Here is a 21,851-nt window from a genome sequence, read left to right as displayed (position 1 = left end):
TAACGGCACGTAGGGGAGTATCCCAAGCGCTACGATCGTCAACACGCAGGGCATGGTTGCCCCGCCGGGCGTAGCGGGCCGCCACATCAGCACAAAGTGCACAGGCAGGCCGGAGAGACTTACACTGCATCTCTGTACCTGCGAAAGGCTGCCCTGTGCTCGAATTACCCGTGTGGTTTGAGGTCGGCTCGTTAGTCACCCTCGGCCTGATCCTCCTGATTGACCTTCTCCTGGTGATCCGCCGCCCCCACGAACCCTCCATGAAGGAGGCAGGCCTGTGGGTGGCGTTCTACGTCAGCCTCGCCCTGGTGTTCGCGGGTGCCATGTTTGCCTTCACCGGACCTGAATACGGCGGCCAGTTCGTCGCCGGCTGGGTCACGGAATACAGCCTCAGCATCGACAACCTGTTTGTCTTCATCATCATCATGGCCAGGTTCTCCGTACCCCGGAAGTACCAGCAGGAAGTGTTGATGGTGGGCATCATCATCGCCCTGATCCTGCGCGGCATCTTCATCCTGCTCGGCGCCATCGTGATCGAACAGTTCAGCTGGGTCTTCTACATCTTCGGCGCCTTCCTGCTCTGGACCGCCTGGAAGCAGGCCCAGGATGAGGGCGAAGACGAAGAAGACCGGGAGAACCCGCTGATCGCCAAGATCCGCAAGGTCATCCCCATGTCGGAGAAGTTCGACGGCGGCAAGCTGCGCACCGAGGTGAACGGCAAGAAGGTCTTCACTCCCATGCTGATCGTGTTCATCACCATCGGCCTCACGGACCTGCTCTTCGCGGTCGACTCCATCCCCGCAATCTTCGGCCTGACCCAGAGCCCGTTCATCGTTTTCACGGCGAACCTGTTCGCCCTGATGGGCCTGCGCCAGCTGTACTTCCTGCTGGGTGGCCTCATGAACCGCCTGATCTACCTGAAGCACGCACTGTCCTTCATCCTGGCGTTCATTGGCGTCAAGCTGGTCCTGCACGCAATGCACGTCAACGAACTGCCGTTCATCAACGGCGGCCAGCACATCGAATGGGCTCCCGAGATCCCCACGTTCGTGTCCCTGGCAGTCATCGTAGGCACGATTATCATTGCGGTCATTGCCAGCCTCCTCAGCTCCAAAGCCAAGGAAGCGCACCTTGACCCGCGCCTCGAAGAGGACGTCCGAAAGAGCCACAGCGACGTCGACTAGCTCCTTCCGCTTCTTGCATTACCAGAAATCCCGGCCGCCCGCGGCCGGGATTTCTGGCTTTAAAGTCGCTCTTTAGGAGCCGGACGCGGGGGACTATGCTCTGATCATGGCCGGCACTTTGATGACGGAAAGCGGAGTGCGCCAGGTGCAGCGGCGTACCGTGGTGCTGCTCAGCGCGGCCCAGGTGTTCGGCGGGATCGGCACCGGTGCCACGGTTTCCATCGGCTCCATCCTTGCCGTGGAGCTGTCAGGATCAAGCGCCTGGGCGGGTGCCGTGGCCACGGTTATGACCTTGGGCGCCGCCCTGGCTGCCTTGCCCCTCGCCGCCCTTGCAGACCGCCGGGGCCGCCGGAGCGGCCAGGTTGCAGGGCTCGCGGCTGCGCTGCTGGGCACGCTGCTGATGGTGCTGGCGGTGGTCTGGGGCCTCTTTGTCCTGCTCGTGCTCGGTGCAGCCGGTATTGGGGTTGGTACCGCCGCAAGCCTGCAGGCGCGTTTCGCCGCCGTCGACCTTGCTGACGCCGAGCACCGGGGAAGGGCCTTGTCGGCCGTGGTCTGGGCGGTGACGGTCGGTGCAGTGGCCGGGCCCAACCTGATCCAGCCCGGCACCGTGGTGGGCGAGGCGCTCGGCCTGCCGCCCGTTGCCGGTCCGTTCGTCATCTCCGCGGCCGGTCTCCTCGTGGCCACGGTGCTGGTCTTCGCCGGCCTCAGGCCCGATCCCCTGTTGCTGGCACGCAGCCTCTCGTCTTCGGCGGTACCCCAACCGGGGGTGCCAGCGCAGGCGGACCCGCACATCGACGCCGGCCGGCCGGCTCCCTCGACGCAGATGCCAACAGCGCAGGGGCCCCCGGCACAGGCCGGCGGGTCGCTTGCCCGGGGGATGCGGGCCATCCGCGGTTCCAGGATGGCACTGCTCGCCGTGTCTGCCGTTGTGGGGGCCCATGCCGTGATGGTGGGCGTTATGTCGATGACGCCGCTTCACCTGCAGCACCTCGTGGAAGGGCCCGCCGCCGCCCACGCAGGGCACACGGCGTCGGGCGACGTCCTGGTAATTATAGGGTTCACCATCTCGCTGCACATCGCGGGAATGTTTGCCCTGTCGCCGGTGATGGGCTGGTTGACGGACAAGGCGGGCCGGACCGAAACCATCGTGATCGGCTTCGGCCTGCTGATCACCGCCGTCGCCGTTGCCGGGTTCGGCCAGGACTCCACTGCAGCCGTCGCCGTGGGGCTGGTCCTGCTGGGCATGGGCTGGTCCGCGTCCACCATCTCGGGCTCCACGCTCCTGGCGGAAAGCGTCGGCCAGGATGACCGGGTAGTCGTCCAGGGCGTATCCGACATGCTGATGGGGATCGCCGGCGCGGTGGGCGGAGCCACGTCCGGCCTGGTCCTCAGCCAGGCCGGCTACCTGGGGCTGAACATGGCGGGAGCCCTCGTGGGAGCCGCTGTCCTCGCCGCGGCCACAGCCACGGCAATAGCGCGCAGGCGGAGGACCCCGGCGCCTTAAGCCATCTGCCGCTGCAGGTCAGCTGCGTACTGAGCGCGCCAATCCCAGCAGGCGGGTGAAGATCCCCTCGCCGTCGTCGGCGATTCCGTCGTGGTGGAAATCCGGCGTTTCCCAGACCTGCAGCCCGCGGACAGCTGCGGCACTCTCCAGGGACAGGTTCCGGTCCACGTAGATGTCGTCCGAGTAGACGGCGGCGGCTACGGGCACGATATTGGCGGCGAGCTGATGGACGTCGTAAAGCGGTTTCCAGTCCGGCTTCGTTGCCAGCAGCCCTGCCACCTCGCGCAGGGGCTGCAGGGCGGGGTCCTGGTCGAAGTACCACGGGTAGACCATTTCGCCGGTGAACAGCAGCGGGTCGGCGTCCGGGCCGAACTCCGGATACTCGCGCAGCACCCGCCACGCGGACCAGTCGGTCGCCTCCCCCTGGCCGTAGATCGACTCGTGCATCAGGGCGTATAGGGGGTTGGAGCGGCGGGATACTATTCCCTGCATCTGATCCAGGAAGGAATCCGTGAGCCTGCTGCCGCCTGTGGTCCCGGTGAAGGCGTCCTCCAGCAGGTAGTGGAGGCTGTCCACCCTGGTGTTGCCGCCGAGGAAGGCGCCTGCCATCTGGAAGCGCTCCACGGTGAGGGGTCCGCCGTCGGGCAAATATTCCGGGGTGGTCCGCAGGTGGCGGGCGATCCGGTCAACAGTTGCCCGGTCCTCCGGGTACCAGCCGAAGTATTCCGCATTCCGTGCGGCCACGCGCTGGTACGTGGCGCGGTACACGTCGTCGGCCGGGCCGGTCAGCGGGGGAAGGCCACCGGTGATGAAGGCCTCGCGAAGGCCTTCGGGGGCGAACGAGAGATACGTAAGCGCGCAGAATCCGCCGTAGCTTTGCCCGTAGATGCTCCAGGGTGGTGACCCCAGCGCCTCCCTGATCAGTTCGGCGTCGGCCACGATCGAGTCAGCCCGGAAGTGCTCCAGGTAGGCCGCCTGCTCCTCGGCCGTCCCGCGCTGGGGGAGGGTGTTCCGGTCCAGGGGAGTGGACAGGCCGGTGCCGCGCTGGTCCAGCATCAGGATCCGGAAGTCCTTGGCCGCGGCCTTGCTCCAGCCACCCAGGGACCCGAACCTGTTGCCACGGCCACCGGGACCGCCCTGCAGGAAGAGCAGCCAGGGCAGTTTGGCGGCGTCTTCCCCGCTGTGGGAGGCCGAAACGTACTCACGGGCAAAGACGGTGATGGTTTCGGGGTCCGGGTCAGGACCGAAGTGGTCCAGGGGGAGCGTAAAGAAGTGCTCCACGGTGCGCATGCCGCGGAATTCATGCCGGGCCCTGATCTCGTGCCGCACTTGTCCGCGCGCGGCGGCCAACTGCACGTCAGCCATTGGCGCGGGCCGTCACAGCACTGCCGAACTGTTCGAGGGCATCGCCGGTCAGCCGGAAGGTGGACCAGCCGTCCATGGGTTGGGCGCCCAGCCGGCGGTAGAAGTTGATGGATGGCTCGTTCCAGTCCAGCACGCTCCACTCCACCCTCGCATAGCCGTTCTCGACGGCGATGCCGGCCAGGTGCTGCAGCAGCGCCTTGCCGTGCCCCTCGCCGCGGGCCTCCGGGCTGACGTAGAGGTCCTCCAGGTAGATTCCGTGGACACCTTCCCACGTGGAGTAGTTCAGGAACCACAAGGCAAAGCCGCGGACTTCGCCGGTATCGTTCTCGGCCATGGCCGCGAAGACGCGCGGGTTGCTGCTGAAGAGAACCTGCTCCAACATCTCCGGGGTATTCCGGACCGCGTCCGGTTCCTTCTCGTAGTGCGCCAGTTCGTGGATCATGCGAAGGATCGCGGGGACATCTTGCGGGGTTGCCGGCCGGATAACACTCATTGTTCGAGCTTACCGCCGGGACCGGAGAGGTGCAGTCGGCCGCTCAAAGATGGGCCCCGGACCGGCACCGCCGCCGGTCAGAGCCGGTTCACGTCCGTCACCCGCACCACTGCGGTTCCGGTTTCATCCGAGGCTTCCAGGTCCACTTCGGCGGAGATGCCCCAGTCGTGGTTCCGGGCGGGGTCGTCAAAGATCTGCCGGACCTTCCACACGCCGGGTTCTTCGGTGATGATGAGCAGTCCGGGGCCGCGGGCATCCGGCCCGGTGCCGATGTCGTTGTGCTCGTCGAAGTAGTCATCCAGGACGTCCTCCCAGCGGTCGGCATCCCAGCCGGCAGCGCCGTCCAGTCCGCCCAGAGCTGCAGCGTCCTCGTCGGCGAACAGTTCCACGCGCCGGAACATCTCGTTGCGCACCATCACCCGGAAGGCGCGGATGTTGGACGTGAGCGACGGCGGAGGCGGCGGGGGTGCATCGTGCGGGGTGGGTGCTGCGCCCGACGCCAGTTCCTCCCACTCATCAAGCAGGCTGGAGTCGACCTGGCGGACCAGCTCACCCAGCCAGGCGATGAGATCCTCCAGGTCTTCGCGCAGCATGTCCTGCGGCACTGTCTGCCGCAGGGCCTTGAAGGCGTCCGCCAGGTAGCGCAGGACGATGCCTTCGGAGCGGGCCAGGCCGTAGAACTGCACGAATTCGCCGAAGTTCATGGCGCGCTCGTACATATCCCGCACTACCGACTTCGGCGCGAGTTCGAAGTCACCCACCCAGGGGGCCGCCTTGCGGTACACCTCGAACGCTTCGCCCAGGATTTCCGCCAGGGGCTGCGGGTACGTCACTTCCTCCAGCATCGCCATGCGCTGGTCGTACTCGATGCCGTCGGCCTTCATTGCCGCTATCGCTTCACCACGGGCTTTCTTCTGCTGGGCAGAAAGGATCTGGCGCGGTTTCTCCAGCGTCGCCTCGATCACGGACACCACGTCGAGGGCGTACGACGGCGACTCCGGATCTAGTAGCTCCAGCGCCGCCAGTGCGAAGGGGGACAGCGGCTGGTTCAGCGCGAAATTTGCCTGCAGGTGCACGGTGAGCCGGACACTGCGGCCGTCCCGCCCTTGCTGTTCGGGCGGAATCCGCTCCACCACCTCGGCGGCAAGCAGCTCGCGGTAGATGCCCAGCGCCTTCTTCATAAGATGCAGCTGCGAGGACCGCGTCTCATGGTTTTCGGTCAGGAGGCGGCGGGCGGCCGCGAAGGGGTCGCCCGGGCGTTCCATCAGGTTCATCAGCATGGCATGCGTCACCGTGAAGCTGGAACTGAGCGGCTCCGGCACGGATTCGACAAGCCGCTTGTAGGTGGGCTCGCCCCAGGACACAAAACCCTCCGGCGGCTTTTTCTTCACCACCTGGCGCAGCTTTTTCTGGTCATCACCGAACTTGGCGGTGGCCTTGGCCATCGCCTTCACGTTCTCCGTGACGTGCTCGGGAGCCTGGACCACCACCGTTCCCGCGGTGTCGTAGCCCGCCCGCCCGGCACGGCCGGCAATCTGGTGGAACTCACGGGAGTTAAGCTGCCGGGTGCGTACGCCGTCGTACTTGCTCAAAGCAGTCAGGAGCACAGTGCGGATGGGCACGTTGATGCCCACCCCCAGGGTGTCGGTGCCGCAAATAACTTTCAGGAGGCCGGCCTGCGCCAACTGCTCCACCAGGCGGCGGTACTTCGGGAGCATGCCTGCGTGGTGCACCCCGATGCCGTGGCGGACCAGGCGGTTGAGGGTCTTGCCGAATCCCGCGGCGAAACGGAAGTTGGCGATCAGCTCCGCGATCTTGTCCTTCTCCTCGCGGGTGCAGACGTTGATGCTCATCAGCGTCTGTGCCCGGTCGATCGCCTCGATCTGGCTGAAATGCACCACGTACACGGGCACTTGCCTGGTGGAGAGCAGCTCCTCCAGCGTCTCGTGGACAGGAGTCTCGTGGTAGTAGTAATGCAGCGGAATGGGCCGCTCCGCGGAGCTCACGGTGGTGGTGGGGCGTCCGGTCAGGCCGGTCAGGCCCACTTCAAACCTGCTGACGTCGCCCAGCGTGGCGGACATCAGGAGGAACTGGGCCTGGGGGAGCTCCAGCAGCGGCACCTGCCACGCCCAGCCGCGCTGCGGATCCGAGTAGAAGTGGAACTCGTCCATGATCACGCAGCCCAGCTCCGCGGCCGCGCCTTCCCGGAGCGCGATGTTGGCCAGAATCTCGGCCGTGCAGCAGATGATGGGCGCGTCCTGGTTGACGCCGGAATCGCCAGTGATCATTCCCACGTTCTCGGCGCCGAAGATATCGCAGAGGGCAAAGAATTTCTCCGAGACCAGCGCCTTGATGGGCGCGGTGTAGTAGCTGCGCCGGCCCTGGGCCATGGCCTGGAAGTGGGCGGCAATGGCCACCAGGGATTTCCCCGAACCCGTGGGGGTGGCCAGGATGACGTTGGCCCCGGTTGCCAGCTCCATGATCGCCTCGTCCTGGGCGGGGTAGAGCTCCAGTCCCCGGCTTTCCGTCCATTCAACGAACCGGGTGTACAGGGCGTCGGAATCAACGGCGGAGGCGGGCAGGTCCCGGGCGGGCGGAAGGGGCAACTGGTCAACGAGTTTCATTGATTTCCAGCTTAGTGCCCGGACGCTCCCGGAATTCCGCCGCCGTCGGGTTAGGCTTCGCCGTACCGTGACAGAACCAGAACCTGGAGACAGATATGAAATGGGATCCGGCAAAGTACGTCCAGTTCGGCGATTACCGGGACCGGCCGTTCTTTGACCTGACGGCCAGGGTCCACGCGGAGTCGCCCGCGCAGGTGGTGGACCTGGGATGCGGGCCCGGAAACCTCACCGCCACCCTCGCCGAGCGCTGGCCGGGGGCGGACGTTGTGGGCATCGATTCCTCAGCCGAGATGCTCGCCAAAGCCGAGGGCGCTGCCCAGGGAACGCCTTCCCTGCGGTTCGGCCTTATGGATATTGCCGAGTGGATGCCCTCCGCGGAGACCGGGGTGGTGGTAAGCAACGCGGCACTGCAGTGGGTTCCGGGCCACCAGGACATGATGCGCTCCTGGCTGGCGGCGTTGAGTCCCGGTTCGTGGTTTGCGTTGCAGGTTCCAGGCAACTTCGACGCCCCGTCGCATGTGCTGATGCGGGGACTCGCGGGGTCCTCCCGGTGGGCGCCCCAACTGCAGGGAGTGCTGCGGGGCAGTGAGTCGGCGGGCGCGCCTGCGGAATACCTTCGGATTCTGCTCGACGCCGGCTTCACTTCCGACGCGTGGGAGACCACCTACCAGCAGGTGCTGACCGGTCCGGATCCGGTTCTGGAGTGGGTTCGCGGCACTGCCCTGCGCCCGGTCCTGGCAGTCCTGCCGCCGGCTGAGGGCGCCGCTTTCGAGGCCGAATACGCAGCCGCGCTCAGGGAGGCCTACCCTCAGGGCCGCCACGGCACGGTGTTCCCTTTCCGCCGGGTCTTCGCGGTGGGGCGGAAGAACCGGTGAGAAACTCCATTCGCTGGAGAATCAATACATAAAGGTCATGCCACGTGACAGCAAAGGTGAGTGATGTGGCTTACAATTGCGGAGTCGGCCATGGGGAGGCCGCTACCGCCCAGGTTGTTATCCCTGAGCGCAGTGGAGGTATGGTGCTGATCGCAATGATGAGGCGGCTGCTGACGGACCACAAGCATGCCGTGGCCGCCATTGTCCTCCTGCAACTGGTTCAAGCCGCCGCTAACCTCCTGTTGCCAACAGTCAACGCAGCGATCATTGACGACGGTATCGTGGCAGGCCAAACGGGTGTGATCTCCCGCCTGGGGGCAGTGATGGCCGTTATCGCCGTTCTTCAGGCCGCGGCCGCCGTCTCGGCGGGATACCTCGGAGCCGTTGTTGCGATGCGGATCGGGCAGCAGTTGCGGGGCGAGATTTTCGCCAAGATCCAGTCACTGTCCACCCAGGACGTTGCAGTCTTCGGAACCCAGAGCCTCACCACCCGTGCCACCAACGACACCCAGCAGGTCCAGGCGTTCGCCGTGCTGGTGTTCACCATGCTGGTGGCCGGACCTGCCATGGGAGTAGGGGGCGTGGTCCTGGCCCTGCAGCAGGACGTGGCGCTTTCCTCGGTGGTGATCGTCATCGTTCCGCTGCTCCTGCTGATCATGTACCTCATCGTCCGGAAGCTGATCCCGCTCTACCGGGAAGGACAGGACCTGCTGGACCGGGCCGGTGGCATCCTGCGCGAGCAGATCATCGGCGCCGGTGTCATCAGGTCCTTTGTCCGGCAGGACCATGAGGTCCGCCGCTTTGCCCGGGTCAACGGCAGCCTGACTGCCAACAACCTCCAGTCCGCGCTGCTGGTTGCCGGCATGCTCCCGATGGTCATGCTGGTGGTCAATCTTTCCTCGGTGGCCGTCGTCTGGTTCGGGGGGCAACGGATCCAGGCAGGCCTGATGAACCTGGGTGCCCTGACGGCGTTCATTGCCTATATCCTGCAGATCCTGATCGCCATCATGATGTCCATGTATGTCCTGATGACGGCACCCCGCGCGGCAGTATGCGCGGAGCGGATCAGTGCAGTCCTGGACACGATGCCCTCGGTACGGGAAACCCGGCACGCGACAACCGTGCAAGCCAAGACCCTGGAGCAGCCCGGCACCGCGGACGGCAACGCCTCCCGTGCCGTGCCCCCCGGCATCCTGGAGTTCAGCGGAGTGGGTTTTTCCTACCCGGGGGCGGAGGAACCGGTCCTTGCCGGCGTCAGCTTTACCGCCCGTCCGGGCACAACAACGGCGATCGTGGGTTCCACCGGCAGCGGAAAGTCGACACTGCTTAACCTGATCCCGCGTTTCCTGGATTCCACAGCCGGGACCATCAGGCTGGGGGGAAGCGACATCAAGGACGAGTCGCTGGATAAACTGCGGGCCTCCATGGCCATGGTTCCGCAACACGCCCACCTCTTCACCGGCACCATCGCCAGCAACCTCCGCATGGCCGCGCCGGATGCTACGGACCACGAACTGTGGGAGGTCCTCGAAACCGCCCAGACCATGCGCTTTATGCGGGACCTGCCGCTGGGGCTCGCCACCCCGCTGGGCCAGGGCGGCACCAACCTCTCGGGCGGCCAGCGGCAGCGGCTGTGCATTGCCCGCGCCCTGCTCCGCAAGACGTCCCTCTATCTGTTCGACGACAGCTTTTCAGCGTTGGACTATGACACCGACACCAGGCTGAGGCAGGCCCTGCAGGCCAGGCTGGCCGACGCCTCTGTCGTAGTGGTCGCCGAGCGTATTTCCGCCGTCGAAGGTGCGGGACTGATCCTGGTGCTCGACGGCGGCCGCCTCGTGGCGCAGGGAACCCACGAGGGGTTGCTGGAGACATCCGCCACTTACCGGGAAATAGCGGAGTCCCAGCTGGTCCTGGACGGACGCCCATGAGTGCGGCAATCGCCGTCGAGGAGACCCCGGTGCGGTTCTGGCGCACCGCACGCCGGCTCCTTGCCTTGCTGAAGCCCTCTCGCCTGCGCATGCTGGGCGCGGTCGGCGCAACCTGCACCTTCGCGGGGCTGAACGTCGCCGCACCCAAGTTTCTGGGTGACGCCACCGACGTGGTGGTGGAAGGCGTGATGCGGGGTGCGCTGGACAAGGAACGGCTCGGAGTCCTGCTCGCCGCAGTGGCATTAATGTATGTGTGCGCCTCCCTTTTCAACTGGATCCAGGGGGCGCTCACCGCCCACTCGGTGCAGGGCCTGATGCACGGCCTCCGGAAATCAGTGGAGGACAAACTGCACAGGCTGCCAGTGAACTACTTCGGCGAACGCTCCCGGGGTGACGTCCTCAGCCGTGCCACCAACGACATCGACAACATCACCCAGGCCCTGAACCAGCTCCTGACCCAACTGATCATGTCCGTCCTGCTGCTGTGCGGCTCGCTGGCCATGATGCTGTGGATCTCGCCGCTGCTGGCAGCGATCGCGATTGCCACCGTTCCCCTTTCCACCCTGATCACCGTGTTCGTGGCCAGGAAATCCCAAGCACAGTTCGCCAGCCAGTGGACCGAAACCGGCCAATTGAACGCGCATGTTGAGGAGTTCGTCACCGGCCACGAGGTCATCAAGGCGTTCGGTCAGCAGTCGCAGGCCGCCGAAGTCTTCGCCAGGAGCAACGAGAGGCTCGCGCGTGCCGCCACCCGGGCACAGTATTCGGCCGGGGTCGTGCAGCCGCTGATGGTCCTTATGTCCAACCTCAACTACATCGCCGTGGCAGTGGTGGGTGCCCTCCAGGTCATCGCCGGCGCCATGACCATCGGGGGCATCCAGGCGTTCATCCAGTTCAGCAGGCTCTTTACCCAGCCTGTTGGCCAGATCGGGGGCATGCTCAACCTCATGCAGTCGTGCGTGGCTTCTGCGTCCCGGGTCTTTGCCCTGCTCGACGCCGGCGAGGAGCCCGCCGACCCGCCGGGGGAAGTAGTCCCGTCGGGCCGCATCGTTTTCGACGACGTGACATTCGGCTACGGGGAAGCCGCGCCGGCAGTCCGCAAACTTGCCTTCGCTGTGGAACCGGGCCGCACGGTGGCGATCGTTGGGCACACCGGGGCCGGCAAGAGCACTGTGATCAACCTCCTGCTGCGCTTCGTCGAACCGGACTCCGGACGCATCACCATCGACGGGAAGGACATCGCGGCAGTTCCCCGGGATCTCCTGCGGGCCCAGTTCGGTGTGGTGCTCCAGGACGCGTGGCTCTTTGCCGGCACAATCCGGGAGAACATCGCCTACGGAAATCCGGGCGCGGCAGAAGCCGACATCCTCGCCGCGGCGGAAGCCAGTTACGTGGACCGCTTCGTCAGGTCCCTTCCGCGGGGGTACGACACCGTGCTGGAGAACGACGGCGACGGCCTGAGCCAGGGCCAGCGGCAGCTGATTACCATCGCCAGGGCGCAGCTGGCCGCCCGGACGGTGCTGGTCCTCGATGAAGCCACCAGCTCGGTGGACTCAAGGACGGAGCTGCTGATCCGCCAGGCCATGCAGCGGTTGCGCCACGGCAGGACCAGCTTTGTTATTGCCCACCGTTTGTCCACCGTGCGCGACGCTGATCTAATCGTGGTCATGGATCACGGACGCATCGTCGAGCAGGGCAACCACCAGGACCTCCTGGCCGCGAACAGCTACTACACGCGGCTTTACAACGCGCAGTTCTCCCGGCAGGCCGGACGGACCGGCGCGCTCGAGGCCGGCATTTGAAAGCGGTGGCCGACTTCCCGGGATCGTGGAAGCCGAACGCCGCCAGCTCGGTGCCGCTGTTCGAGCAGCTGCGGCTCCAGGTCATTCACCTGGCCGACGGCGGAAAGCTCCCGCCAGGCACTCGGCTTCCCGCTGTCAGGGCGCTGGCCGGGCGCTTGGACGTGGCCCCGCACACCGTGGCCAGGGCATACAAGGAACTCGAGGCCGCCGGCGTCGTGGCCACCCGTGGGCGGAACGGCACGGTGGTGTGCGCGCGCGACGAACGCCTCGGCGGACTTTCGGAGGCTGCCGCTGCCTACGCAGCCGCAGCCAGGGCCCAGGGCGCGTCGTTCGCCGAGGCCGTGCAGCTGCTTGCGGCAGCATACGACGGCGGCTGACGGCTTCCGCGTGAGTGTTCGAAGAAGTTTTCGATTAGCATTAGTAAGTGCCTAAAGCCGTAGCTGAAGAATCTGCCATCCAATCCGTTGAAGTAACCGTCGCGCCCGCCACGCCGCCCAAGCGCCCTGATCTTTCCCGCCTCGTCGTCAAGGGTGCCCGCGAGCACAACCTGCGCAACGTGGACCTGGACCTGCCGCGGGACGCCATGATTGTCTTCACCGGGTTGTCCGGCTCCGGCAAGTCGTCCCTTGCCTTTGACACCATCTTCGCCGAGGGCCAGCGCCGCTACGTCGAATCGCTCTCCGCCTACGCCCGGCAGTTCCTCGGCCAGGTGGACAAGCCAGATGTCGACTTCATCGAAGGGCTCTCACCGGCCGTCTCCATCGACCAGAAGTCCACCAGCAAGAACCCCCGCTCCACCGTGGGAACCATTACCGAAATTTACGACTACATGCGCCTGCTCTGGGCGCGCGTGGGCCGGCCGCACTGTCCGGTGTGCGGCGAGCCCGTCGCCAAGCAGACCCCGCAGCAGATCGTTGACCAGCTGCTCGAACTGGAGGAGGGCACCCGCTTCCAGGTCCTCGCTCCCGTGGTCCGCGGGCGTAAGGGAGAGTTTGTTGACCTCTTCAAGGAACTGACCGCCAAGGGCTACTCCCGCGCCCGCGTGGACGGAAACCTTGTCCAGCTGAGCGACCCGCCGAAGCTGGGCAAGCAGTTCAAGCACACCATCGAAGTCGTGGTGGACCGCCTCGTGGTCAAGGAAGGCATCAGCCAGCGGCTTACCGACTCGATCGAAACCGCGCTCGGCCTCGCCGAGGGCAGGGTCCTGGCCGAATTCGTGGACCTCGAGGCGGACGATCCGCACCGGCTCCGGGCCTTCTCCGAGAACCTGGCGTGCCCGAACGAGCATCCGCTGGCCATCGACGAAATCGAGCCGCGGTCCTTCTCCTTCAACAACCCCTTCGGTGCCTGCGCGGCCTGCAGCGGCATCGGCACCAAGCTGGAGGTGGACGAGGAACTCATCGTCCCCAACCCGGAGCTCTCACTGTCCGAAGGTGCCATCGCCCCGTGGTCCCTGGGCACCGCCACCACCGAATACTGGAACCGGCTCCTGGAAGGCCTGGCGAAGGAACTGGGCTTCTCCATGGACACCCCGTGGGAGAAGCTGGGCAGCGATGTCCGCCAGACTGTGCTGCACGGCAAGGACCACAAGGTTGTGGTGCAGTACAAGAACCGTTTCGGCCGGGAACGGAAGTACAGCACCGGCTTTGAGGGTGCCATCCAGTACGTCCACCGCAAGCACGGTGAGACGGACTCCGACTGGGCCCGCGACCGCTACGAAGAGTACATGCGGCAGATTCCCTGCCCCGCGTGCAACGGCGCCCGGCTCAACCCGGCGTCCCTGTCCGTTCTCATCAACGGCAAGTCCATTGCCGACGTCGCTGCCCTCCCCATGCGGGACTGCGCTGATTTCCTGAACAACCTTGTGCTCACCGGCCGTGAGGCGCAGATTGCCCACCAGGTGCTGAAGGAAATCCAGGCCCGGCTGACCTTCCTGCTCGACGTCGGGCTGGAATACCTGAACCTTGAACGGCCGTCCGCCACCCTCTCCGGCGGCGAAGCCCAGCGCATCCGGCTGGCCACCCAGATCGGCTCCGGCCTGGTAGGGGTGCTGTATGTCCTTGACGAACCCTCCATCGGGCTGCACCAGCGTGATAACCGGCGCCTGATCGACACCCTCACCCGGCTCCGGGACATGGGTAACACGCTCATCGTGGTGGAGCATGACGAGGACACCATTCACGTGGCGGACTGGGTGGTGGACATCGGACCCGGGGCCGGCGAGCACGGCGGCCAGGTGGTGCACTCCGGTTCCTACAAGGAGCTGCTGGAGAACACCGCCTCACTGACCGGCGACTACCTGTCGGGGCGCAAGAAGATTGAAGTGCCCAGGAAGCGCCGGAAGTACGACAAAAAGCGCGAACTGAAGGTTGTCGGCGCGCGGGAGAACAACCTCCTCAACGTTGACGCCGCGTTCCCGCTGGGCCTGTTCACCGCCGTGACCGGCGTCAGCGGCTCGGGCAAGTCCACCCTGGTGAACGAAATCCTGTACAAGGTGCTGGCGAACAAGCTCAACGGCGCCAAGCAGGTGGCCGGCCGGCACAAGCTTGTCCAGGGCCTGGAACACCTGGACAAGGTGGTACATGTTGACCAGAGCCCCATCGGCCGGACCCCGCGCTCCAACCCGGCCACATACACGGGCGTCTTTGACAACATCCGCAAGCTCTTCGCCGAGACCACCGAAGCGAAGGTCCGTGGCTACCTCCCGGGCCGGTTCTCCTTCAACGTCAAGGGCGGCCGCTGCGAAGCCTGCTCCGGTGACGGCACGCTGAAGATCGAAATGAACTTCCTGCCGGACGTCTATGTCCCGTGCGAGGTGTGCCACGGCGCCCGGTACAACCGCGAGACCCTCGAAGTGCACTACAAGGGCAAGACCATCGCGGACGTGCTCAACATGCCCATCGAGGAGGGCGCGGAGTTCTTCGCCGCCTTCTCTCCGATCGCGCGCCACCTGAACACCTTGGTGGATGTGGGCCTGGGCTACGTCCGACTTGGCCAGCCGGCCACTACGCTGTCCGGCGGCGAGGCCCAGCGCGTCAAGCTGGCCGCTGAACTGCAGAAGCGATCAAACGGCCGTAGCGTCTACGTCCTTGATGAGCCCACCACTGGCCTCCACTTCGAGGACATCCGCAAACTGCTGATGGTCCTGCAGGGCCTTGTGGACAAAGGCAACACCGTCATCACCATCGAGCACAACCTGGATGTCATCAAGAGTGCCGACTGGATTGTGGACCTCGGACCTGACGGCGGTTCGGGAGGTGGGCAGATCGTTGCCGCCGGGACGCCCGAGCAGCTCGCCAAGTCCACCACCAGCCACACTGCCGCGTTCCTCGCCGAAATCCTGCAGTAGGGTCCGGAGTATTCCCCGAAGTATTCCGCTGCGCGCATGCGAGTTTCAGGCACGCGTGCTGACATGAGAAACTAACCCGGTGACTCAAACAACAGTGCCCGTGATCTTTGACCTGGACGGCACTCTTGTCGACCCCGCCGGCGGGATAACGGATGGAATTGCTTCGGCCCTTCGCGGGTTGGGGCTTCCGGTTCCCGGCCAGGACCTGCTGGAAGCCATGATCGGCCCCAAGCTGAGCGACTCGCTGCTAAATGTGGCCCAGGTTCCTGCGGAGCTGCTGGACGAGGTCATTCGGCGCTACCGGGAGTACTACGTTGCCACCGGAATCAGCCAGAGCCGGATTTATCCGGGGGTCCGCGAAGTCCTTGAGTCATTCGCGGCGGCCGGCCGGCCGATCGCTGTGGCTACCCAGAAGCCCGAGGGACTGGCCCGTACGGTCCTGGCGCACCATGGCATCGACACCCTGTTCCAGGGAATCCACGGCTCGGCGGACGACGAGTCCGCCGTGGCGGGCGTTCCGCTGGGAAAAACCGAGATCATTGCCGCCGCCTTGCGGGACCTGGGCACCCAGCACGCCCTGATGGTCGGGGACCGGGCGCAGGACGTCTCCGGCGCCATTGCCAACGGCCTTGACTGCATCGGCGTCGCGTGGGGCTTCGCCCCGGACGGGGAACTGGAAATCGCGGGAGCCGTGGCCGTGGTGGGAACCGCCGGGGAGCTCGTAGCCACCCTCGACCGGCTGCAGGCGATCCACTCTGCCGCGATGAGCGAGGTGACGAACGATGGCACTGTTTGAGGCTGTCCGCTGGACCACGCGCAGCCTGATTGCGGGCTCGTGCCGGCCCACCGTTATTGGACTGGAAAACGTTCCCACCGACGGTCCGTTCATTGTGGCTCCAAACCACCTCTCCTTCTTCGACAGCGTGATCGTCCAGGCGCTGATGCCCCGCCCGGTGGCCTTCTTTGCCAAGGCCGAGTACTTCACCACCGGCGGCATTAAAGGCAAGGCGATGAAAGCCTTCTTCGAATCCGTGGGTTCCATCCCGGTGGAACGCGGCGAGCAGGCCGCCAGCGTCCAGGCGCTCAAAACCCTTCTGGACATTCTCGAATCGGGCAAGGGCATAGGGATCTACCCTGAAGGCACCCGTTCCCGTGACGGCATCCTCTACCGCGGACGCACCGGCGTGGGCTGGCTGGCGCTGACCACCGGGGCCCCTGTTATCCCGGTGGGCCTGATCGGGACGGAAAACCTTCAGCGCGCCGGCGAGAAGGGCGTCCGGCCCCAGCACTTCCTCATGAAAGTGGGGGAGCCGCTGTACTTCGACAAGACGGGACCGGACCACTCCCTGCCGGCGCGCCGGCAGGTAACGGACCGCATCATGGACGCCATAGCCGAACTCAGCGGCCAGGAACGCTCCACCAGCTACAACCAAAGCAAGATCCTCGAGTAGGGAACCAGGGCGACAGCCCACTCGGTGCGGCCGGGCGGAGCACAGGTAACAACCTCCGAGTGTCAGAGGTACCCGGCCTGCCTCAGTAGAATGGATAGGTGGCAAATCCAGCAAGTTACCGGCCCCAGACGGGCGAGATTCCCACCAACCCGGGGGTGTACCGGTTCCGCGACCCCAACGGCCGGGTCATTTATGTGGGCAAGGCCAAGAGCCTCCGCTCCCGGCTGAACTCGTACTTCGCCAACCCCGCCGGGCTCCTGCCGAAAACCTACGCAATGGTCCACGCGGCCAGCAGCGTGGAATGGACCGTGGTAGGCAGCGAACTGGAATCGCTGCAGCTGGAATACACCTGGATCAAGGAATTCAAGCCCCGGTACAACGTCGTCTTCCGTGACGACAAGACCTACCCCTACCTCGCCGTCACGATGGGCGAAAAATACCCCCGAGTGCAGGTCATGCGAGGGGACCGGAGGAAGGGCACCCGCTACTTCGGGCCGTACACTGCCGGCGCCATCCGGGAGACCATGGATACCCTCCTCCGCGTCTTCCCGGTCCGCAGCTGCAGCGCGGGTGTTTTCAAACGCGCCGAGGCCAGCGGCCGGCCCTGCCTGCTGGGCTACATCGACAAGTGCTCCGCACCCTGCGTGAAGCGGATCTCCGCTGAAGACCACCGCGCCCTGGCAGACGATTTTTGCGCATTTATGGGCGGGGAGGCCAAACGTTTTATCGCCAAGCTCGAGAAGCAGATGGCGGAGGCGGTAGCCGAACTCAATTATGAGCGGGCGGCCCGGCTGCGCGATGACATCACCGCCCTTCGGAAGGTTTTCGAGCGGAACGCCGTGGTGCTGGCCGAAGACACCGACGCCGATGTCTTCGCCCTCCACGAGGACGAACTGGAAGCTGCAGTGCAGGTGTTCCACGTCCGCGGCGGCCGGGTCCGCGGCCAGCGTGGCTGGGTGGTTGAAAAGGTAGAGGATTCCACCACCCCGGACCTGGTGGAGCACCTGCTGCAGCAGGTTTACGGGGAAGAGGCACAAAGCCACGGCAGGCTGCCCCGTGAGGTGCTGGTGCCGGTGGCCCCCAGCAACGCTGCGGAACTGACGCAATGGCTGGGCGGACTGCGGGGAGCGAAGGTTGACATCCGGGTACCCCAGCGCGGGGATAAAGCGGCGCTGATGTCCACCGTGCGGGAGAACGCCGAGCACGCGTTGAAGCTGCACAAGACCCGCCGGGCCGGGGACCTCACGGTCAGGTCGCAGGCGCTGCAGGAACTCCAGGAAGCGCTCGACCTTCCGGTGCCGCTGCTGCGCATCGAGTGCTATGACGTCTCCCATGTCCAGGGCACCAACGTGGTGGCATCGATGGTGGTGGTGGAAGACGGCCTCCCGAAAAAATCCGACTACCGGAAGTTCTCCATCACCGGCGCTGCCGCCACCGACGACACCGCCGCCATGCACGACGTCCTGACCAGGCGGTTCCGCTACTATCTCCAGGACAAGTCCGGGCAGTTGGACGAAACGGTCCTCAGCGGCCAGGAACCGGACCCGCTGGAGCAGGAGCTGCAGGAAGCTGGCCAACTGGACGCCGTCGCACAGGCACCTGCCCGGGAGGACACCCTGCTGGACACCACCACACCCGCACCCCGGGGCAGGTTCGCGTACCCGCCCAACCTGGTGGTGGTGGACGGCGGCAAGCCCCAGGTCAACGCCGCGGCCCGGGCGCTGGCTGACCTGGGCGTTGATGATGTGTACGTGGTGGGTCTGGCCAAACGCCTGGAAGAAGTCTGGCTGCCGGACAGTGACTTCCCGGTGATCCTGCCCCGGACCTCCCAGGGGCTGTACCTGCTGCAGCGCATCCGCGACGAAGCCCACCGGTTCGCCATCTCGTTCCACCGGCAGAAACGGGGGAAGGCCATGACCGTTTCGGCACTGGACGGTGTGCCGGGCCTCGGTGAGTCCAAGCGGAAGGCCCTTCTGGCGCACTTTGGATCGATTAAGGGCGTCAAGGCGGCTTCGGCGGTGGAACTTTCCGAAGCCAAGGGAATCGGACCTGCCCTCGCGAGCGCCATCGTTAACCACTTTTCCGCGACCGGCCCGGAGGCAGCAACGGTTCCGGCCATCAACATGACCACCGGCGAAGTCATCGAAACCTAGCGGACACCGCTGAAACTTGGCGGAGTTCAAAGAAACTTAGCTAGGGTTGAGGGCGGGGTACCCGCCGATGCGGGCCGCCCCGGAGAAACAACAGCAGAAACGGGGCGGAACTTAATGGCAGACACAACGGCGGAATCCGGAGCAGGGCAGGACGGGATGCTCCCCGTCAAGCCGCTCGAAGCGGAACTGCTGGTAGTCACCGGGATGTCCGGAGCGGGGCGAAGCACCGCGGCCGACGCGCTGGAGGACCACGGCTGGTACGTCGTGGAAAACCTGCCGCCGCAGATGCTGGGCACCCTCGCTGAACTCGTCTCGCACGCACCCCAGTCCATCCCGCGGCTGGCCGTTGTCATCGACGTCCGCAGCAAGGGCCTGTTCGCGGACATCCGCGCCGCGCTCGGGGCACTCGCTGCCAGCGGCGTCACCTTCCGCGTCCTTTTCCTCGATGCCAGCGACGACGTCCTGGTCCGGCGCTTCGAACAGGGACGCCGGCCGCACCCCCTGCAGGGCGGGGGCCGCATCCTTGATGGCATCGCGGCCGAACGCGACCTGCTGCAGGAACTCCGCGCCAGCTCCGACGTCGTACTCGATACCTCGGGCTTCAACGTCCACGGCCTCGCCACCGCCATCACCGAACTCTTCAGTGAAACCGGTCCGGTGGCCCTCCGCCTGAACGTTATGAGCTTCGGCTTCAAATACGGCCTTCCCGTGGACTCGAACTATGTGGCAGACGTCCGGTTCATCCCCAACCCGCATTGGGTGCCGCAGCTGCGCCCGCACACGGGGCTGGACAAGGACGTCAGCGACTACGTGCTCGAAGCGGAGGGCGTCAAGAACTTCGTGGACCGCTACGTCATGGCACTTGAACCGGTCCTTGACGGTTACCGCCGCGAAAACAAGCACTACGCCACCATCGCCGTGGGCTGCACCGGCGGCAAACACCGCTCCGTGGCAGTCGCCGTCGAACTCTCCAAGAAGCTGGCCCAATACCCACGGGTCACGGTGACCACCACCCACCGGGACCTGGGCCGCGAGTAATGTCGCTTTTCACCGGGGCGCTGCCGCTGGTTCCGCCTGCCGCAGCGGCAGCCCAGCAGGACAAAGGGCCGAACGTTGTTGCACTGGGCGGCGGCCACGGCCTCTCGGCCTCGCTCTCGGCGCTTCGCCTCCTCACCTCGGAGCTCACGGCGATCGTCACGGTTGCGGACGACGGCGGCTCTTCCGGGCGCCTGCGGGACGAGTACGGCGTCCTCCCGCCGGGAGACCTGCGGATGGCGCTGTCCGCCTTGTGCGACGACACCGACTGGGGACGCACCTGGCGCGACGTGATGCAGCACCGCTTCCGCCCCGGCAAGGGGCCAGGCGGTTCCCTCGACGACCATGCCACGGGCAACCTGCTGATCGTCACGCTGTGGGAACTGCTCGGTGACGCCGTTGCAGGACTGCGATGGGCGGGTGCACTGCTCGGTGCACGCGGGCAGGTCCTGCCCATGTCCACGGAGCCGCTGACCATCGAAGGCGACGTCCGGGTCACCGCTCCCGACGGCACCTCCCAGCTGCAGACCATCCGCGGGCAGGCGCGCTGCGCCGTTGCCGGCTCGCTGGAGGAGGTGCGGCTCCTGCCCGAAGCCGCCCCCGCCTGCGCTGAAGCGCTGACGGCCATCGAACTGGCGGACTGGGTCATCCTGGGCCCGGGCTCCTGGTATACCTCCGTACTGCCGCACCTGCTGCTCCCCGAGATGCGGCAAGCACTGTGCCACACCCCCGCCAAGCGCTGCCTCACCATGAACCTGGCCACGGACACCAAGGAAACCTCCGGCATGACCGCAGCTGACCATCTGCACGTCCTGCGCCGCTACGCCCCCGGGTTCAGCGTTGATGTGGTCCTGGCCGATCCCGCCTCTGTTCCCGACCGGATGGAGTTCGAGAAAGCCGCCGCGATGATCGGCGCCGAGGTGGTCTTGGGTAAAGTAGGGGCGTCGGGCCGCCGACCCGTCCATGACCCCCTGCGTCTGGCCACGGCGTACAACGACATTTTCGGGAACAGTTAGGAAGGTGCCATGGCACTGACAGCATCAGTCAAGGAAGAACTGTCCCGTCTGGACATCAAGAAGTCATCAGTCCGGAAAGCCGAAGTGTCCGCCATGCTCCGCTTTGCCGGCGGGCTTCACATCATCTCCGGCCGGATCGTTATCGAGGCCGAAGTGGACCTCGCCTCCACTGCCCGCCGCCTCCGCGCGGCCATCGCGGAAGTCTACGGCCACCAGAGCGAGATCATCGTGGTTTCCGCCGGGGGACTGCGGCGCGCCAGCCGGTACGTGGTCCGCGTAGTGCGCGACGGCGAGGCGCTGGCCCGCCAGACCGGCCTCCTCGACGGCCGCGGCCGCCCCGTGCGGGGGCTGCCGTCTGCCGTCGTCAACGGCTCCGCGGCGGACGCCGAAGCGGTGTGGCGCGGCGCCTTCCTTGCGCACGGCTCGCTCACCGAGCCCGGACGCTCATCCTCGCTGGAAGTGACCTGCCCCGGCCCTGAATCTGCACTTGCACTGGTGGGCGCCGCCCGCCGGCTGGACATCCAGGCGAAGGCACGCGAAGTCCGGGGAGTGGACCGGGTGGTTATCCGCGACGGCGACACCATCGCCGCTCTCCTGACCCGGATGGGCGCCCACGACGCACTGATGGTCTGGGAGGAACGCCGGATGCGCAAGGAGGTGCGGGCCACCGCCAACCGGCTCGCCAATTTCGACGACGCGAACCTGCGCCGTTCGGCCCAGGCGGCCGTTGCAGCGGGGGCGCGCGTGGACCGCGCCCTGGAAATCCTGGGCGACGACGTCCCTGACCACCTGAAGTATGCCGGCGAGCTCCGCGTGGCGCACAAGCAGGCCAGCCTGGATGAACTGGGTCGCCTTGCCGATCCGGTCATGACGAAGGACGCCATCGCCGGCAGGATCCGAAGGTTGCTGGCCATGGCGGACAAACGGGCGCTTGATCTGGGCATCCCGGGGACCGACGCCAATGTGACGCCCGAAATGCTGGACGAGTGACGGCCCCCTAGAATCAAAAAGATTCCGGGTGCCAGACGCCCGGATGCACAATCCAAGAGTTACCAACCGGACCAAGGGTCCA

At 65.8% G+C, this 21,851-nt stretch carries 16 protein-coding genes; 13 read left to right on the top strand and 3 right to left on the bottom strand.

All coding sequences use genetic code 11. From position 1 onward, the window contains the following. Positions 1–155: 155 nt before the first annotated feature. Both ACFVYC_RS13080 and ACFVYC_RS13075 read left to right on the top strand, forming a co-directional pair. Positions 156–1,184 (top strand): TerC family protein, encoded by a 1,029-nt coding sequence (locus ACFVYC_RS13080; RefSeq protein ID WP_387550484.1) that lies wholly within the window; start codon positions 156–158, stop codon positions 1,182–1,184. A 106-nt stretch (positions 1,185–1,290) separates the two neighbouring features. After that, a complete protein-coding gene (locus ACFVYC_RS13075) occupies positions 1,291–2,688 on the top strand; it encodes an MFS transporter (protein ID WP_387550481.1) in 1,398 nt (465 codons plus the stop codon). An 18-nt stretch (positions 2,689–2,706) separates the two neighbouring features. On the opposite strand, the gene ACFVYC_RS13070 is transcribed toward ACFVYC_RS13075, so the two are convergent. From ACFVYC_RS13070 to ACFVYC_RS13060, 3 genes are all read right to left on the bottom strand, one after another. Continuing rightward, complete coding sequence (locus tag ACFVYC_RS13070; RefSeq protein WP_387550478.1) at positions 2,707–4,053, bottom strand: alpha/beta fold hydrolase; 1,347 nt, start codon at positions 4,051–4,053, stop codon at positions 2,707–2,709. Further along, on the bottom strand, positions 4,046–4,546 hold the full coding sequence (locus tag ACFVYC_RS13065; RefSeq protein WP_387550476.1) for a GNAT family N-acetyltransferase: 501 nt from the start codon (positions 4,544–4,546) through the stop codon (positions 4,046–4,048). Before ACFVYC_RS13065 ends, ACFVYC_RS13070 begins: the two co-directional genes overlap by 8 nt. A 77-nt stretch (positions 4,547–4,623) precedes the next feature. Then, positions 4,624–7,170 carry a DEAD/DEAH box helicase gene (locus ACFVYC_RS13060; RefSeq protein WP_387550474.1) on the bottom strand — a complete coding sequence of 849 codons (2,547 nt, stop codon included), beginning with the start codon at positions 7,168–7,170 and terminating at the stop codon, positions 4,624–4,626. A 95-nt stretch (positions 7,171–7,265) separates the two neighbouring features. Here ACFVYC_RS13060 and ACFVYC_RS13055 point away from each other — a divergent pair, with 95 nt between their 5' ends. The 11 genes from ACFVYC_RS13055 to whiA all read left to right on the top strand — a co-directional run bounded on the left by ACFVYC_RS13055 (position 7,266) and on the right by whiA (position 21,769). Continuing rightward, positions 7,266–8,045 (top strand): trans-aconitate 2-methyltransferase, encoded by a 780-nt coding sequence (locus tag ACFVYC_RS13055; protein ID WP_387550471.1) that lies wholly within the window; start codon positions 7,266–7,268, stop codon positions 8,043–8,045. A gap of 140 nt (positions 8,046–8,185) precedes the next feature. Beyond that, on the top strand, positions 8,186–9,973 hold the full coding sequence (locus ACFVYC_RS13050) for an ABC transporter ATP-binding protein (RefSeq protein WP_387550468.1): 1,788 nt from the start codon (positions 8,186–8,188) through the stop codon (positions 9,971–9,973). After that, the gene (locus ACFVYC_RS13045) at positions 9,970–11,775 is read left to right on the top strand and encodes an ABC transporter ATP-binding protein (RefSeq protein WP_387550465.1); all 1,806 of its coding nucleotides are present in this window, start codon (positions 9,970–9,972) and stop codon (positions 11,773–11,775) included. The genes ACFVYC_RS13050 and ACFVYC_RS13045 overlap by 4 nt, the downstream gene beginning before the upstream one ends. Beyond that, positions 11,772–12,152, top strand: a complete 381-nt coding sequence (locus ACFVYC_RS13040; protein ID WP_387550462.1) for a GntR family transcriptional regulator — start codon at positions 11,772–11,774, stop codon at positions 12,150–12,152. Before ACFVYC_RS13045 ends, ACFVYC_RS13040 begins: the two co-directional genes overlap by 4 nt. A 47-nt stretch (positions 12,153–12,199) precedes the next feature. After that, positions 12,200–15,124 carry an excinuclease ABC subunit UvrA gene (gene uvrA, locus ACFVYC_RS13035; RefSeq protein WP_387550459.1) on the top strand — a complete coding sequence of 975 codons (2,925 nt, stop codon included), beginning with the start codon at positions 12,200–12,202 and terminating at the stop codon, positions 15,122–15,124. A 79-nt stretch (positions 15,125–15,203) separates the two neighbouring features. Then, the gene (locus ACFVYC_RS13030) at positions 15,204–15,920 is read left to right on the top strand and encodes an HAD hydrolase-like protein (protein ID WP_387550457.1); all 717 of its coding nucleotides are present in this window, start codon (positions 15,204–15,206) and stop codon (positions 15,918–15,920) included. Then, positions 15,907–16,575 (top strand): lysophospholipid acyltransferase family protein, encoded by a 669-nt coding sequence (locus ACFVYC_RS13025; RefSeq protein WP_387550455.1) that lies wholly within the window; start codon positions 15,907–15,909, stop codon positions 16,573–16,575. The genes ACFVYC_RS13030 and ACFVYC_RS13025 overlap by 14 nt, the downstream gene beginning before the upstream one ends. Positions 16,576–16,673: 98 nt before the next feature. Beyond that, positions 16,674–18,728, top strand: a complete 2,055-nt coding sequence (gene uvrC, locus ACFVYC_RS13020; protein ID WP_387550453.1) for an excinuclease ABC subunit UvrC — start codon at positions 16,674–16,676, stop codon at positions 18,726–18,728. Between the two features lie 114 nt (positions 18,729–18,842). Beyond that, the gene (gene rapZ / locus ACFVYC_RS13015; RefSeq protein ID WP_387550451.1) at positions 18,843–19,766 is read left to right on the top strand and encodes an RNase adapter RapZ; all 924 of its coding nucleotides are present in this window, start codon (positions 18,843–18,845) and stop codon (positions 19,764–19,766) included. Next, the gene (gene yvcK, locus ACFVYC_RS13010) at positions 19,766–20,779 is read left to right on the top strand and encodes a uridine diphosphate-N-acetylglucosamine-binding protein YvcK (protein ID WP_387550449.1); all 1,014 of its coding nucleotides are present in this window, start codon (positions 19,766–19,768) and stop codon (positions 20,777–20,779) included. The genes rapZ and yvcK overlap by 1 nt, the downstream gene beginning before the upstream one ends. Positions 20,780–20,788: 9 nt before the next feature. Beyond that, positions 20,789–21,769, top strand: coding sequence for a DNA-binding protein WhiA (gene whiA / locus ACFVYC_RS13005; RefSeq protein WP_015937022.1), 981 nt, complete (start codon positions 20,789–20,791; stop codon positions 21,767–21,769). Positions 21,770–21,851 lie beyond the last annotated feature (82 nt).

This window comes from Pseudarthrobacter sp. NPDC058329 (genome assembly GCF_042879835.1).
Taxonomy (GTDB): Bacteria; Actinomycetota; Actinomycetes; order Actinomycetales; family Micrococcaceae; genus Arthrobacter.
Note: the sequence above shows the minus strand (reverse complement) of the source record. Positions and strands in the feature narration are given on the sequence as shown.